Raw genomic sequence first — 13,991 nt, forward strand, 5'->3', positions numbered from 1 at the left:
CCGGTATTGTCTGGCTGACCAATCCCGACTTTAACTCAAGCAACTCAGATGTTGTAATTGGTGCCATCCGGACAACCTTCACGTTCTAACTGATTACCTTAGACTCAATCATCATCAGCCGGACACTTTTGCACCGAACCGCCCTCATCCCCCAACTCCTTCTCCCAAAAAGGGAGAGAGGGAGCCGGATTAATATCCCTCTCCCAAAAGGGAGAGGGATATTAGGGTAAGGGCTAAAGCTGCTGGGGTGGCAAGAGTTTTCAGCATTTTCATAAAAACTGCCCAAAGTATTGGAATTTGCAAGAAGTCTATTCATTCTTCTGCTGATAAATACGGGCTTCTTCATTAGAAGTTCACGGAAAGCCTCCCGATGAGTGGGGAAATGATGGAAAGAAGAACGTGTGAGGATCTGGCGGCAACTGTTGCCGGAAAGTCAGCCGTTCTAACCCATGTGATTTAAGGTGCCATGACTACAGTTCCTGCTCAAAATTTCTCTCCCTCTTACAGTCCCAAGGGGCTATGCCGAATTGTTGGTTTTGCCTGTTTGGGTGGTTTTTTAGTCGATCTGTTTGTCCTGACCTTGCCCCCTGCCTTCGGTACAATTCAATGGCGCATCACGTTCTTACAGCAACTGGCAGATCGAAGTGTAATTCTGCTGTTTGGCATGGCGCTGATTATGTACGGCATTCTGGATTTTCGGCGTTGGCGCAGACGGTTGGCGATGGCCTCTCTAATTTTGGGGATCGTCTTTATCCTGTCTTGCATTCTGATGATCCGGGATAGTCTCGAATTTCAGCAGCAGGCGATGGCGAATATCAGCAATTGGGCATCTCAGGTTCAATCCCAATTGCAACAGGCTCAGTCGGATCCCAAACTGACTCCCAGGGTTAAGCCAGAGCAGCTAGAGCAAGCCTCTCAACTATTAAGCAATCAATTGGCATCGGCTAAGGAAACGACTAAGACCAGTGTTTTGAGAACTGGAATATCGAGTGTCGGTAATTTGACAGTAATTGGTTTGGCTTTAATTGGCTTGGGGCAGTATGGGGCACGACCGCCAAAGAATTAAGCGGCAAGAGGAAATTCAAAGCGGCAATTCTGTCTAGCGTCAAGGCAGAGGGCAGCAGGTGTGCTTGAGCTGGTTCAATTTTGGAGGCGAATAGGTGGCCGACGGCAGCAAAAACAAGGTGCGATCGCTGTTGAACTGGCAGCGAGTTCAAAAACATCTGCGATGGTTGCTCAAACAGAGTATTCAGACTACTCATTCGCGAATTTTGACCTGTGGATTTCTGGTCGGGCTTGTTTACCTCCCCCTGTGGATCGGCATTTTGATTAGATCTACGATATTAGGGGCCTCAACTTCTATCCTGAATATCGCATTTGGCTATTTAGGGTTAGAGAGACTGTGGCAGAAACGACGAGAAATTGTCCGGCTGACGGCTACGGAAGAAGAACAATTGGTTGGCTATGCTTTCATCTTGGGGGGCGCGATCGCGTTCTTCTTCTGTTATGCGTCAATTTCGATGCAGGCACTCTTAGTGGTTGTGATTGCTGTAGGTATGGCCTACAGCACTTGGGGAATGCCTTTCTTCAAGCAGTATTGGCCATGGCTCAGCCTCGTCTTGCTCAGCCTGTATCCAGATTGGGTCTTCCTATCCAACGCTATTCGCGAAGTGATCACCCCACCTCAAATGTTTGAAGAATTGATGGCCTGGAGCGGCAGTCTGGTGTTACAGGCGATGGGCTATCCTGCTACCCGACGAGGCACCTATCTTTCTTTACCTCAGGGTTCGGTAGAAGTGGCATCTGGATGCAGTGGGTTTGATATGGCTTTTCTTATTGTGGGAGCCAGCATTGCCTTGGGCTTATTTTTGCGTCAGAAGTGGGGCAAAATAGTACTAGTCGCTTTTTTGGGGGCAATTCTGGCTCTCATTTTGAATATTCCCCGCATCGTATTACTCACATTTGCTTCGGTTTACTGGGGGAAGCAATCTTTCGAGTTCTGGCATGGGCCAATTGGTGGACAGATTTTTTCTGGAATTCTCCTCACGATTTATTACTATGTAGCCATGGGACTTTTTACTCAAAAGCTGGAAAACAATCGTTAGGGGTGTCTATGACGGAGATTAGGTACGAGTACAGCCTACAGTCCCAGCAACTCGTCTAACTCGTTGAGCGCCTCGCAACAGGGAGGTTGAAAAGTTAGTTGGGGGGATGGGGTAGGAGTGCTTCGGAGAGGATGTTGAGAGGCAGAAAAGGAATTAGATGAGCGCTGGAGATATTCGTCAGCGTATTTGCGAAATACCGCCTCAACGGCTGCTCTGGCATTTTTCAATCCCCATGCTTGAGCGATGATTTCTGCTTTATCCAGCACATCCTGACTGAGTCTTATATTGTTGTCATACATAGTTGCAATCCCTCCGCGATCGAATATAAACCTCGAACATTGGCAAATTGAGGATCGGGAATTACGGCTGTGAGTTTGCCGCCAGCCAACCGTTCTGTGATCAAATAAGAGCCTCCGCCAGTGACCAGAAACCGCGTTACCCGAATCATATAAGGCGTGTACTGCGCTTTCACGGTTTGAAAAATGCCTAGGAACCAGGGATTCAGGTATTCATCCAGCCAGGAAGCCCAGGATAAACCTGTATCGGCATAGGTATGCCCTGTTTTGAACCCATCCATGACAATGCCGGGATCGGCTGTGGTCCCCAGGCTATCCGTTAAGCAGCGATCGAAACTGATGGAGGTGGCCAGTTCATAGGTACCGCCCCGATCCATGACATTTTCATCAATCACTTCACCATCGGCATCGACTAAGCGAGTTAGCCAGGTGCCACCGCTAATATCAATCACGATCGTATAGCCACTGTCGGGAATCAGTCCTAACCGTTGAGCATAGCGGTAAGCTCCCATACCTTCCCGTTCTACCTCCACCGACTCTACAGTGACTCGGAAGGGAATATCATTGCGATTAAACTCATGCACTCCCATGAGTTGCGATTGCAGCGCGTTGCTAGTTTTACCTGGTTCTGGTTTAGAAACGTGCAGGTTGAGCGAGAATTCAGTTTGCCCGTCCAATGGTTCTAAACAGGCGTAGAGGTGCAGGCGAGCCAGATCTACCTTGTTTTCAACCACGGTTTGCTGCTGTCGCCGGTACTTGTACGCCTGTACGCCAAAGTGGTAGCGTGTCCCATCCGCCAGTTCAATCAGGGGGGAGGAGTTCTGAGTACGCACAGCATCCCGTCCCTGGGGAAGTTGGTAGCGCACCGATCGAATCGCTTTAGGCTGGTTGGTGCCATCCCAAAACTTGAGGTCATAATTGCCCGCATCTAAGGCCAGGGTGCGGGTTGAAGGGGTAGATGTCGCAGGCTCTTGCGCCTTCGATCGTCTCACGTCTGTAGCTGTCATGACTGATTCTCCCGATATGGTTGCAGGATGACTGGGGGCAGTTTGCCGATCGTCCTTGCGCAGGAATGGCTCAGCCGGCCATTGTTCCCAAGCGCCTCTGAATTTGCCCAATTAGTACAAGTGAACTATATTAAACCTGGCGCTTCCTGTCAACCCATAGAAAGAATTTAATTTTGTCTGTATCAGAATCTACCAAATGAGCGATACAGGTGCCTGAATTGCTGCGGTTCAGTAGGGGGATGAGTATGAACAGGCAGGAAATATATGACAGATACTACAACTCAACCCACAGCACAACCGAGCGAAGCAGGCGATCATGAAGCCAAGAGTCAGGCCAGGGTAGAAGCTCAAAGCTCCGCCGCCACTGAACAAACCCACGGGCAACTGGTGATCATTGGAAGGGCAGAGGATCGGGAGGGAGATTGCACATTCTACGGGAATTTGTTCGCCGTGCAGGCAGCCTGAATGCCCGGATCGTTATCATGACGGTGGCAACCAGCTTGCCCGACGAAGTTGGCAGAACCTATACGGATGTTTTTGAGCGACTGGGCGTTGAGTCTGTTACAGTGGTTGACACGAAAGACCGGCAGGACGGTGAGAACTCAAATGCTCTAGCTAAACTCAAAGAAGCAACCGGAGTTTTCTTCACGGGTGGTGATCAAAGACAAATTACGGAGTGCCTCAAGGATACAGAAATTTATAAATTGCTGCTAAATCATTTACAAAATGAAGGCTTAGTAATTAGCGAAACGAGTGCTGGAGCAGCGATGATGCCTGAGAACATAATTGCGGAAGGTGATTCGGAAACGAATGCTCGCATGGATGTAGTGGAAATTGAAGAAGGCATGGGCTTCTTTCCCAATGTTGCGATCGACCAGCACTTTGCTCAACGGGGACGATTAGGACGACTGGTAACAGCGATTTCTTTACAACCCGTTGTGTTGGGTTTTGGCATTGACGAAAACACGGCCATCATCGTGAATGGGGATGAGATCGAAGTAGTGGGTGAAAGTGCTGTCACAGTACTTGATGTAGAAGATATGACCCATAGCAACATTCATGGCGTGCTGAAGGATGAGCCGTTAGCCCTATGTGACGCGAAGCTGCATATTCTGCCCCACGGCTATCGTTACAACCTGAAGACGCGATCGGCCATTTGTAAATAAGCCCTATTCATTCACCTGAAGCCTCCAAAGCCTGAGTAAAGCCTGTATTCGGGATTTAAACCAAGGCCAGCTAGAGAACGGTCGTTTTCCGATCAGAGAAACTCCGGTGCTGGACTTGGACAAGGTTTATTCAGGTTTACTTATATCTGTGATAAGCAATTTATGGGTTAAAGGGATTACGCTAATTTGTGATCCCAGCCAGAAATGGTTGGGATTTTTTAACTTAATTGTTTGCGGAAGCGGTTAATACTGATGGCGAGCAGGACGATCGCAAACAGGGTCAGCGCTAAAACATTCGGCCACAAGGCTCCCAAGCCTACCCCTTTGAGTAACCCCCCGAATAATCGTGATAAAGTGGCGCAACGGATTCAGCAGAGATAGGTAACGGAACAGGGGTGGCATACTTTCGATCGGGGCGATCGCGCCGGATGTTTGCACCATCGGTAGATTAATAAAGAAAGAAATCAACACGACTTGCTGCTGGTTCCTGGCTACCGTTGCCAGCATGATTCCTATACTGATGCCAACAATCAAATAGAGACTGGTGAGGGCCATAAATAGGGGAAAGAAGCCTCGAAACGGTACACCAAAAACTAAGCGAGTCAGTCCTAAAGCAAGAAATACGTCTCCCGTCAACAACACAAACAGCGGCGAAATCTTGGCCATCAGAATTTCCCAGGCATCAGCGGGAGTCATCAAGAGTTGTTCCAGAGTACCAGAATCCTTTTCCCGCACCATCGTATTGGAAGACACCAGGGAACTGGTAAGCGTCAATACCAGACCCATCACTCCCGGCACCAGGAACCAGCTACTAATCAGCCCTGGGTTGTACAGAAAGACACTCTGAGATTGCACCAGTGGCGCAACAATCTGGGCACCCATGCGGCGGCTATATTGACTCACAATTTGATTAATATAGCCGCTGGCAATTCTAGCCGTATTCGCATCCACGCCGTCAATCAGGATTTGAATATCTGCTGATTTATCTTGTTTCAGATTGCGATTGAAATTTGAATTTCAAATGCTCCACATTGGGACTGAGAGCAAATCCAAAAATCAGTAGCTGAACCGTGGGCGGAAATAGTAGTAAAAACAGTAATTGCTTATTGCGTGTAATCTGACGTATCTCTTTGACCATTGAAGCCCAAAAGCGGCTTTCGAGGAGACGGTGGAGAAGCTTTTTCATCTTTGAGTTTTAAGTTTTAGGTTTTGAGTTTTGAGTTTTAAGCTCAGGTGGCTCATTGAGAACTTAAAACTCAAAACTGATGGCTCCAGAGTGAAGTCGGAGTGATGCCAACTTTACTCCGGCAACTGCATTTGGCTAAGTACTCTGCGGGAGGCGTTGAAGAAGAACAGGCCGACGGCGGCGATCGCCAGGGGAGCATACCAGATTCCTAGCCAACCTGTACCGCGCACAAAGGCATCCCGGCTGAGTTCGATGTAATAGCGGGCGGGGAGAACGGCGGAAATCAGGGAGAGGGGAAAGGGGATATTGCTAAGGGGATAGATGAATCCGGAGAGAAGGAGGGCAGTCAGGAAGCCGATCGTGGCGACTCCCTGAACAGCGGCATTTTGGGTAGAGGTGCGGACTCCAATCAGTAAACCAAACATGACGCTGGTGCCCAGGTAGAGTAGGGTGCCTGATAGAAAGGGAGTGGGATCGCCGGCAAACCAGAGATGAAATAGAATAGCTCCCAGGCTGATCACAAAAATGGCTTCTGCCAAGGCGACAATAAAATAGGCCAGGAGTTTTCCCAAAATGAGTTCAGTTGCCGTAAGACTGGACGTATACACCTGAAGAATGGTTCCGGCTTCTTTTTCACGTACCATTGCGATCGCCGCTAACAGCGATGGAAAAATCCACAAAATCACGCCGAACACCCCCGGTACAATGTAGAGGGACTCTTTACGACCGGGATTAAACCAAAGACGAGTGTTGGTGTTAATTCGGTTCACATTCGGAGGCGCTAATCCTGAGCGAGTTAAAAAGTTACTCGTGGTTGCTTTAATACTGTTCTGGATTAGCCGAGCATTGTTGGCATCCGTGCCATCAATTAGCACTTGTATGGTGGTGTTTTTTCTGCTTTCACTTGCCATTCAAATTCTGGTGGGATGATCACTGCAGCTTTGGCAATTCCTTTCTCGATCGCATCATTAATCGGATCCTGTCCCGACCATCTCGTCGGTTGAAATTGATTGGTGGTAAACAACTGAGCCACATAACTACGACTGGTAGGAGTCATACTAAAATCCTGTACCACAATCAGAATATCTTTCGTCTGCAATCGAATCGCAAATCCGAAAATCAACAATGTCGCTAATGGCAACACAATCGCCAATGCCACCGTCAAGTGATCGCGGCTAAACTGAGCTAATTCCTTCTTACACTGAGCAAAAACTCGCATAAGAGTTTCTTTGTACAGTGCCAATGAATGCATCTTCTAGAGAGAAGGGAATGGGGCGCAGGGAATGAACCATGATTTGGTGATTTTGTAAGGTTTCACGCAGGGCGGAAATTTCACTATCAGGACGTTCGAGGACGAGGTGCAGCCGATCGCCGAAAATCGAAACGCGCCAGGGATCCAGTTGCGTTTTGAGTAAATTGGAGGCCGCCTGGGTGCGATCGCAAATCACTTCGATCAATTGCCCTGGTTGTTCGGCTTTAATTTGACTGGGAGATCCCTGGGCAACCACTTCACCTACCACCATGAAGCCCATCCGATTGCAGTGTTCTGCTTCTTCCAGATAGTGAGTCGTGACCAAAATGGCGGCTCCCTGGCGGGCAAAGTCTTCAATTAAGCGCCAGAACTGGCGACGGGCCAGGGGATCCACCCCAGAGGTGGGTTCATCTAGAAACAGGATTTCCGGTTCGTGCATCACGGAGGCTCCAAAGGCAACCCGCTGTTTCCAGCCTCCCGGCAACTTGCCTGTGAGCATAGTTTCTCGTCCCACCAGACCGCAGGTTTCCAGTACCCAGTCGATTTTGGTGCGACGCGATCGGTGGGGAACCCCATATACCCCACAGTAAAACTCCAGGTTTTCTACCACGCTCAAATCGTCATACAAAGTAATTTTTTGGCTCATATAGCCAATCCGCTGCCACAACTCATTACTCCGCAAATTGTTGGTTTGTCCTGCCAGCAGCAACGATCGCCCACGTCTTCCAGGGACATTAATTTGAGATACTTGAGTCGGCGTTGCTGAAATAGGGCCTCCGGAACTTCTCGCAACCCGGCGCTGTAACTCAAGTTCTCATTTACACTCAGATCCAGGTACAGAGAAAATTGCTGAGTTAAGTAACCAATTCCCAATCGGGCATCGCGGGGCTGTTTTCCCAGCACTTGCACCGTTCCCGCCGTCGCCTCCATGACCCCACCCAAAATATGAAACGTGGTGGTTTTTCCTGCTCCATCTGGCCCGATCAAGCCAAAAATTTCTCCGGGTCGAACGGCAAAACTAATGCCTCGTAACGCTTCCAATGTTCCATATCGCTTGCGCAGTCCATCCACCTCGATCAAATAATTGACCGACGAGACGGACGGTTGGTGTGCAAGGGATACGTTTTGAGCCATAGGGATTTTGGATTTTAGATTTTGAATTTTAAGGATATTTTCCGAACCGAGATTTGGGTAGCCAACAGGATTAATCTGCCATTGAATTCACTCTGAAAATCACGGAGCTAATCCCCACCTGCCAATCCCTGATCCCCTTCCTGGCATCAGGCGGTCATTGGCTTGTGAACAGGCTAGCGCAGAAGTCGATTTTTATGAGCTTTCGTTAATTAAACCTTGTCCAAGTCCAGAACCGTAGTTGGTCTTATTAAGAAAACGACCGTTCTCTAGCTGCACTTGGTTTAACCGTTAATACCTGTAACCAATCCCCAATCCCTAACCCAAAATGGTATGACTGTCATAGGTAGGGGTAGATCGCCCGCTCTAAGGAGGTACAGCATGGAGCAAGAGGAACGGGTCAACTGGCTACGGCAAAATACCCTGCTGCATGTGCTATCCGAAGAGGTACTGGAGGCGATCGCGGCAGTGATTCAAGAACAATCCATCCAGGAAAACCGTCGGGTAGTGCTGGAAGACACTCCGGCAGAAGCGCTGTATATCTTGCGATCAGGCCGTTTGGAAAGTTACCGCACCCGCAAAACCTCCCTGGCGGATGCAGTGGGACTATTGCCAGGAGCTGTGTTTCATGTGAGAGAACTGCTTTTGGATCAACCGATCCAACAAACGGTGATTACCCTGTCAGATGTGGTGCTGTGGGTAATTTCCAGGGCAGACTTCCTGGCACTGGTGCAGCAGTATCCGGAGATTTCTCAACAGTTTTCCCGGTATCTGGCCAGTCGCCTGGATCAGGTGTCGGCTGAACTGGAGTATGAGCGGGAACGACAGGCCGCGCTACGTCCCTATCTGGTGCCCAAGGTGAAGCGAGGCATTGTCGGTACCAGTCGCTATGCGGTGCGGCAACGGCAGGAGATTAAGCAGGCCGCCAGCGATCGTGCACCGGTGATGATCTTCGGCGAACCGGGATTGGAGAAAGACAATACAGCCGCCCTGATCCACTTCAGTTCCCCGAACCGCCATGAGCCAATGATTAAGGTGAATTGCAACATTTTACAGGCGAGTGGAGCCGAACTGTTTGGACGAGCAGGGGGCAAACCGGGACTGCTGGATTGGTTGGGCAAAGGCACGCTGTTACTGAACAATTTGCAAGACTTACCCCCGGAACTGTACGACAAACTGGTGACACTGCTGAAAACAGGTACTTATACCCCCATTGCCCGTAATGGAGAGGAGCCACCCGCGCCGCGCCAGTCAGAAGCCCGCATTTTGATGAACACAGAGCGCATATTGCCACCACTGGAGCAAAAAGGGTTAATCGGTCATCTGATCAAAGTCACGCCACTCCGGGTTCGTAAGGCAGATATTGAGGCGCAAGTCGAGTATTACCTGAGCCTGTTCTGTCGATCGCGTGGCATCCCTAAACCGCGAATTACCCCAGAAGCGATTCGCCGACTGCAGAGCTACGACTTTCCGGGCAACCTGACGGAACTGGAAAGCCTGGTGGAACGGGCGGTGATTCAACTCAACGGGGCACCGGAACTGACGGAAGAAGTCTTTTGGGCCGCCAGTCCCAAAGGTAGGCGATTTCGGGTCAATCTGTTGAATGCTTATCCCCAGTTGCGGCAATTTCTGCGCAGTCCCTGGTGGCCCGATCGCATCAACTATGGCTTTACCCTCGGTTTCTTCGCCCTGGTAGTCGGAATTCTCATGGTCGGGCCACAGAGCCGCGATCGTAATTTCGCTTTAAATATGTTCTGGGCCTGGTGGTGGCCATTGATTCTCCTGGGGTTTCCTTTCGTGGGACGACTCTGGTGTTCGGTCTGTCCCTTCATGATTTATGGAGAACTGACCCAGAAGCTGTCCCTCTGGCTGTATCCCCGCAAACTGCTACCCTGGCCGCGACAAGAAGCAGAACGCTGGGGCGGCTGGTTCTTGTTTGGTCTGTTCACGCTGATTCTGCTCTGGGAAGAATTATGGGATTTGGAAAATACAGCCTATCTATCAGGGTGCCTGCTGTTGTTGATTACGGCTGGAGCCATGATTTTCTCTGCTCTGTTTGAGCGCCGTTTCTGGTGTCGCTATCTCTGTCCGATCGGCGGCATGAACGGCCTGTTTGCCAAATTATCCATGACGGAATTGCGGGCACAACAGGGAATTTGTTCCGCTACCTGTACCACCTACCAGTGCTATAAAGGCGGGCCAGCGAAGGGAGAAGGTCAGGAGACAGGCGGTTGTCCGCTGTATTCCCATCCGGCCCAACTGGAAGACAATCGGGATTGTGTGCTGTGCATGACCTGTCTGAAAGCCTGTCCCCACCGATCGGTGGAACTGAATCTGCGGCCACCGGGCATTGAACTGTGGACTACCCATACAGCAACGGCTTACGAGGTCTGTCTACTGTTTCTCCTATTCGGAGCGGTGTTCCTGCATCGTTTGCCTGAAATGGAGGGGCAATGGGGCTGGACGTTATATCTAGAACATTTCGGAATCCATGCGGGCGTATCTGTGCTGGCCTTGCTGGTGCCAGGAGCGATCGCCCTGCTGGCGCACCAGCTGATTCGTTTGCTGAATCGCACCTTGAAACCCCGTCCTTTTGTGGAACTGGCCTATGGTTATCTGCCTCTGGTGCTGGCAGCAAACCTGGCGCATTACCTGAGATTGGGATTAACGGAAGCCGGACGGATTATTCCCGTAACCTTTGCTACCTTTGGTTTGGGGACTGCCAATCTACCCGTTGCTGTTGCCCATCCTGCTGTCCTGGCCTTCCTGCAAGCTGTTACTCTGATTGGCGGATTTTGGCTGAGTGTCATCTTGACTCAAAAGATTGCCCGTCAGCCGCTATGGAATTTGCTGCCCCAATATTTAGCAATGGCGGGGATGGGAGCCTGTTTGTGGAAGGTAGTGGTGGGCTGGTAGGGGCAGCGATCGCACCTCCATCTGCTTCTGGCAATTCTCTAAACTGCTTTCGGCAGCGGGCGGCTGGGAGAGTATGCTGGGAGAGTATAAGAGATGGGGAAGGGTGGGAAGATGAGGAGAGAGATAGGGAGATGGGAGAGCGAGCGTACAATAGGGGCATGGAGTTGGGGGGTAAGGATTTAGGCGTATGGTGCAGGCGAAACCTAGATTTCTCAGCTTTGAGGAGTATCTGGCCTACGATGACGGCACGGAGAATCTGTATGAGCTGTTTAATGGGGAGTTAGTTGAGGTGCCGCCAGAGTCGGGAGAAAACGTTAGTATTGCCACATTTTTGCTGGTTCATTTTGCTTCACTATTGGGACATTTGAGAGTCCGGGGGCATGGGTTAGAAATCGAAGTCCGAGGAGAGCCCAAAAATCGCTATCCTGACCTGACCATTATTCGGGAAGAACACATTCAGCAACTGGCAAGGCGCAATACAATCCGCCTGACGATGGCTCCCCCGCTGTTGGTGATTGAGGTTGTCAGTCTGGGAGAAATTCAACGCGATCATGATTACATCGCCAAACGGATACAATATCAGGATAGGGGCATTCCAGAGTACTGGATTATTGATCCCCAACTTGAAACCATTTTGATTCTGGAACTTGGCGCAACGGAATACATAAAAGCTGGACTTTTCGAGACAGCGCGACAATTTACTCTCCTTTATTGGGCATGCTCTCCCTGACATCTGCCTAAGTCTTTGCTGCAGCTCGTTCATCTCCAGGCTGAAGTTAAATGGCGATTGTGGTTCCTCCCATCAAGTGTCAGGGGATAAAGACTAAGCTAATTCCAGCAATTCAAGCTCTGGTCGGGACTGACTTAACTGGAACCTGGATTGAGCCATTTTGTGGTTCCGGGGTGGTGGCATTTAACGTTCTGCCAGAGAGAGCCATCCTGGCCGATACGAATCAGCACATCATTCGCTTTTATCGGGCAATTCAAACGGGGTCCATTACCCCTGCGATCGCGGCGGCTTACCTGGAAACGGCAAGTGAGAAGTTAGCGGCTGGGGGCGATCGCTATTATTACGAAGTGCGCGATCGCTTCAATCAAACTCAGCAACCGCTGGATTTTTTGTTCCTGAACCGCTCCTGTTTTAACGGCATCATTCGGTTTAATCGCAAAGGCCAGTTCAACGTACCATTCTGCCGCAAGCCGCAACGGTTCGCAAAACCCTACATCACCAAAATTGTGAATCAAGTACGACGGGTACAGGAAATTCTGGATACCCATACCTGGACATTTCAGGTGGCCGACTTCACCGCTACCCTGGCCGTTTCAGAGCAAGCCGATCTGGTGTATGTAGACCCGCCTTACCTGGGTCGCCATGTGGATTACTACAACACCTGGACGACTGAGAATGAGCAAACCCTGATTCGGTTGCTGAAACAATTGCCTTGCCCATTTATTCTCTCTACCTGGAAGGAAAACCAGTTTCGCACTAATGGCGCTCTGCAAGAACACTGGCAGCAACCAGGACTGCAGATCATTCCAGTGCAGCACTTTTACCATATTGGCGCTTCTGAGCGATTGCGGCATTCGATGACTGAAGCTCTGGTGACGAATAAAGCCCCTGTGGCGTGATCAGGATGGCGAGAGGGTGGCATGATGAGATTGCACTTTGGGAAGTAACTTTGGGAGAGTCGCAATGAATGGACAGGCAATTCCAGTCGAGTCAATTCGGTACGACGATCGCGGATTAGTTCCTGCGATCGTTCAGGATTATCTGGATGGAACCGTGCTGATGATGGCATGGATGAATCGGGAGTCGTTACAGAAGACCCTGGAAACGGGAGAAACCTGGTTCTGGAGTCGATCGCGGCAGGAACTCTGGCATAAGGGGGCGACTTCCGGTCATGTGCAACGAGTGAAAGCTCTGCGGTACGACTGCGATAGTGACTGCCTGCTGGTCAACGTGGAGCAGTTGGGAGATGTTGCCTGCCACACAGGAGAGCGCAGTTGTTTTCATCAGGTGAACAGCCACATTGAACCACCCCTGGCTGATACCTTGTCCCAGGTATATCAGGTAGTGTGCGATCGTCGCGATCATCCTAACGACACCTCCTATACCTGCAAACTGCTGGCCGGAGGGGATAACAAAATCCTTAAAAAAATTGGCGAAGAAGTAGCGGAAGTAGTGATGGCCTGCAAGGATGATGACCCAGACGCGATCGCGGGGGAAGTGGCCGACCTGTTCTATCACACCCTGGTAGCTCTGGCTCATCACAAGGTCGATCTGAAAGCCGTTTACCGCAAGTTACAGGAGCGCCGACGGTAAGCATAAAAAAATACCTGGCAGCCCCCCGCAGGTATTCAAGGTTGCACTTAAGCAACTGTCTATGCTTCTAAGATACGAGTTGCTAACCCCAATCACCTTCCTCACGCTGGATGCGCCAACTGGATCGCTTTTGGATCACCCAGATGGTAAATAGTGTCATCCGATCGGGTGAGACGATTGGTGTTACTGATGCTAACTGCCCTCATTTCATCCAGGCAAAGTGTTCCAGTAACATTCGGTGAATGAAGATGTAACCGCCTCCAACCCTTTGTAGAAAAATGCGATCGCTGGCGTAGTTCAGTAGACGAATTAAATTGATGGGAATATAGCCCTTCAGCCACAGAATAAATCGCAGGATGAAGTGCTGGATGACAGTAATTCCACCCCCAAAGAGCAGCCCTAAAATCATACCCCAGGTGATAATGGAAGTTTTTGACTGTATGCCTACAGGAAATAAATTCAGAATAATCAGGCCAAGAATCAGCCAGCACAGAACTGTGATCATCCTCGCATTAAGGGCCGATCTCCTAACCCCCTGGTTGGGAATAGTTTTTGGGGTGCGTGTCACCTTCTAGAGAGAAGATTCATAACTGATTATTGAGATAAGCA

Annotated in this window: 16 protein-coding genes; 8 read left to right on the forward strand and 8 right to left on the reverse strand. The window is 50.0% G+C overall.

The window, feature by feature from the left end; translation table 11 throughout:
* Positions 1-466 precede the first annotated feature (466 nt).
* Both hpsJ-C and crtC read left to right on the forward strand, forming a co-directional pair.
* Positions 467-1,066, forward strand: coding sequence for an HpsJ-like protein, cyanoexosortase C-associated (gene hpsJ-C, locus ACUVQO_RS19150; RefSeq protein ID WP_445927431.1), 600 nt, complete (start codon positions 467-469; stop codon positions 1,064-1,066).
* A gap of 94 nt (positions 1,067-1,160) precedes the next feature.
* On the forward strand, positions 1,161-2,105 hold the full coding sequence (crtC, locus tag ACUVQO_RS19155) for a cyanoexosortase C (RefSeq protein ID WP_445927432.1): 945 nt from the start codon (positions 1,161-1,163) through the stop codon (positions 2,103-2,105).
* Between the two features lie 35 nt (positions 2,106-2,140).
* Here the strand turns inward: crtC and ACUVQO_RS19160 are convergent, their stop codons facing one another.
* Together ACUVQO_RS19160 and ACUVQO_RS19165 are read right to left on the reverse strand one after the other, a co-directional pair.
* On the reverse strand, positions 2,141-2,404 hold the full coding sequence (locus ACUVQO_RS19160; protein WP_445927433.1) for a hypothetical protein: 264 nt from the start codon (positions 2,402-2,404) through the stop codon (positions 2,141-2,143).
* Positions 2,386-3,408, reverse strand: coding sequence for a ParM/StbA family protein (locus tag ACUVQO_RS19165; protein ID WP_445927434.1), 1,023 nt, complete (start codon positions 3,406-3,408; stop codon positions 2,386-2,388). Before ACUVQO_RS19165 ends, ACUVQO_RS19160 begins: the two co-directional genes overlap by 19 nt.
* A 264-nt stretch (positions 3,409-3,672) precedes the next feature.
* Between ACUVQO_RS19165 and ACUVQO_RS19170 the strand changes: the two genes are divergently transcribed.
* Together ACUVQO_RS19170 and ACUVQO_RS19175 are read left to right on the forward strand one after the other, a co-directional pair.
* Positions 3,673-3,873 (forward strand): hypothetical protein, encoded by a 201-nt coding sequence (locus ACUVQO_RS19170; RefSeq protein WP_445927435.1) that lies wholly within the window; start codon positions 3,673-3,675, stop codon positions 3,871-3,873.
* Entirely contained in the window at positions 3,831-4,574 is a 744-nt protein-coding gene (locus ACUVQO_RS19175) for a cyanophycinase (protein ID WP_445927436.1), read from the forward strand. Before ACUVQO_RS19170 ends, ACUVQO_RS19175 begins: the two co-directional genes overlap by 43 nt.
* Before the next feature lie 243 nt (positions 4,575-4,817).
* Here the strand turns inward: ACUVQO_RS19175 and ACUVQO_RS19180 are convergent, their stop codons facing one another.
* From ACUVQO_RS19180 to ACUVQO_RS19200, 5 genes are all read right to left on the reverse strand, one after another.
* Entirely contained in the window at positions 4,818-5,570 is a 753-nt protein-coding gene (locus ACUVQO_RS19180) for an ABC transporter permease (protein ID WP_445927446.1), read from the reverse strand.
* A gap of 303 nt (positions 5,571-5,873) precedes the next feature.
* Positions 5,874-6,671 carry an ABC transporter permease gene (locus ACUVQO_RS19185; protein WP_445927437.1) on the reverse strand — a complete coding sequence of 266 codons (798 nt, stop codon included), beginning with the start codon at positions 6,669-6,671 and terminating at the stop codon, positions 5,874-5,876.
* The gene (locus ACUVQO_RS19190) at positions 6,629-6,979 is read right to left on the reverse strand and encodes a hypothetical protein (protein WP_445927438.1); all 351 of its coding nucleotides are present in this window, start codon (positions 6,977-6,979) and stop codon (positions 6,629-6,631) included. The genes ACUVQO_RS19185 and ACUVQO_RS19190 overlap by 43 nt, the downstream gene beginning before the upstream one ends.
* Positions 6,957-7,679: an ABC transporter ATP-binding protein gene (locus ACUVQO_RS19195; protein WP_445927439.1), complete on the reverse strand. Its 723-nt coding sequence runs from the start codon at positions 7,677-7,679 to the stop codon at positions 6,957-6,959. Before ACUVQO_RS19195 ends, ACUVQO_RS19190 begins: the two co-directional genes overlap by 23 nt.
* Positions 7,655-8,146 carry an ATP-binding cassette domain-containing protein gene (locus tag ACUVQO_RS19200; protein WP_445927440.1) on the reverse strand — a complete coding sequence of 164 codons (492 nt, stop codon included), beginning with the start codon at positions 8,144-8,146 and terminating at the stop codon, positions 7,655-7,657. The genes ACUVQO_RS19195 and ACUVQO_RS19200 overlap by 25 nt, the downstream gene beginning before the upstream one ends.
* Positions 8,147-8,524: 378 nt before the next feature.
* Between ACUVQO_RS19200 and ACUVQO_RS19205 the strand changes: the two genes are divergently transcribed.
* The 4 genes from ACUVQO_RS19205 (at position 8,525) to hisIE (ending at position 13,382) form a co-directional block, all read left to right on the forward strand.
* A complete protein-coding gene (locus ACUVQO_RS19205; RefSeq protein WP_445927441.1) occupies positions 8,525-11,059 on the forward strand; it encodes a sigma 54-interacting transcriptional regulator in 2,535 nt (844 codons plus the stop codon).
* A 187-nt stretch (positions 11,060-11,246) separates the two neighbouring features.
* Positions 11,247-11,789 (forward strand): Uma2 family endonuclease, encoded by a 543-nt coding sequence (locus ACUVQO_RS19210; RefSeq protein WP_445927442.1) that lies wholly within the window; start codon positions 11,247-11,249, stop codon positions 11,787-11,789.
* A 50-nt stretch (positions 11,790-11,839) separates the two neighbouring features.
* The gene (locus tag ACUVQO_RS19215) at positions 11,840-12,688 is read left to right on the forward strand and encodes a Dam family site-specific DNA-(adenine-N6)-methyltransferase (protein WP_445927443.1); all 849 of its coding nucleotides are present in this window, start codon (positions 11,840-11,842) and stop codon (positions 12,686-12,688) included.
* Between the two features lie 64 nt (positions 12,689-12,752).
* Entirely contained in the window at positions 12,753-13,382 is a 630-nt protein-coding gene (hisIE, locus tag ACUVQO_RS19220; protein WP_445927444.1) for a bifunctional phosphoribosyl-AMP cyclohydrolase/phosphoribosyl-ATP diphosphatase HisIE, read from the forward strand.
* 202 nt (positions 13,383-13,584) lie between these two features.
* On the opposite strand, the gene ACUVQO_RS19225 is transcribed toward hisIE, so the two are convergent.
* The gene (locus tag ACUVQO_RS19225; protein ID WP_445927445.1) at positions 13,585-13,887 is read right to left on the reverse strand and encodes a hypothetical protein; all 303 of its coding nucleotides are present in this window, start codon (positions 13,885-13,887) and stop codon (positions 13,585-13,587) included.
* Positions 13,888-13,991: the final 104 nt, after the last annotated feature.

It is taken from the genome of Leptodesmis sp. (assembly GCF_052746595.1).

What these genes read in the sequence shown, in the direction of transcription:
- hpsJ-C (WP_445927431.1), top strand. Translation starts at nt 467, where the DNA reads ATGACTACAGTTCCTGCTCAAAATTTCTCTCCCTCTTACAGTCCCAAG.
- ACUVQO_RS19160 (WP_445927433.1), bottom strand. Translation starts at nt 2,404, where the DNA reads ATGTATGACAACAATATAAGACTCAGTCAGGATGTGCTGGATAAAGCA.
- ACUVQO_RS19165 (WP_445927434.1), bottom strand. Translation starts at nt 3,408, where the DNA reads ATGACAGCTACAGACGTGAGACGATCGAAGGCGCAAGAGCCTGCGACA.
- ACUVQO_RS19170 (WP_445927435.1), top strand. Translation starts at nt 3,673, where the DNA reads ATGACAGATACTACAACTCAACCCACAGCACAACCGAGCGAAGCAGGC.
- ACUVQO_RS19185 (WP_445927437.1), bottom strand. Translation starts at nt 6,671, where the DNA reads ATGGCAAGTGAAAGCAGAAAAAACACCACCATACAAGTGCTAATTGAT.
- ACUVQO_RS19190 (WP_445927438.1), bottom strand. Translation starts at nt 6,979, where the DNA reads ATGCGAGTTTTTGCTCAGTGTAAGAAGGAATTAGCTCAGTTTAGCCGC.
- ACUVQO_RS19200 (WP_445927440.1), bottom strand. Translation starts at nt 8,146, where the DNA reads ATGGCTCAAAACGTATCCCTTGCACACCAACCGTCCGTCTCGTCGGTC.
- ACUVQO_RS19205 (WP_445927441.1), top strand. Translation starts at nt 8,525, where the DNA reads ATGGAGCAAGAGGAACGGGTCAACTGGCTACGGCAAAATACCCTGCTG.
- ACUVQO_RS19210 (WP_445927442.1), top strand. Translation starts at nt 11,247, where the DNA reads ATGGTGCAGGCGAAACCTAGATTTCTCAGCTTTGAGGAGTATCTGGCC.
- ACUVQO_RS19215 (WP_445927443.1), top strand. Translation starts at nt 11,840, where the DNA reads ATGGCGATTGTGGTTCCTCCCATCAAGTGTCAGGGGATAAAGACTAAG.
- hisIE (WP_445927444.1), top strand. Translation starts at nt 12,753, where the DNA reads ATGAATGGACAGGCAATTCCAGTCGAGTCAATTCGGTACGACGATCGC.
- ACUVQO_RS19225 (WP_445927445.1), bottom strand. Translation starts at nt 13,887, where the DNA reads ATGATCACAGTTCTGTGCTGGCTGATTCTTGGCCTGATTATTCTGAAT.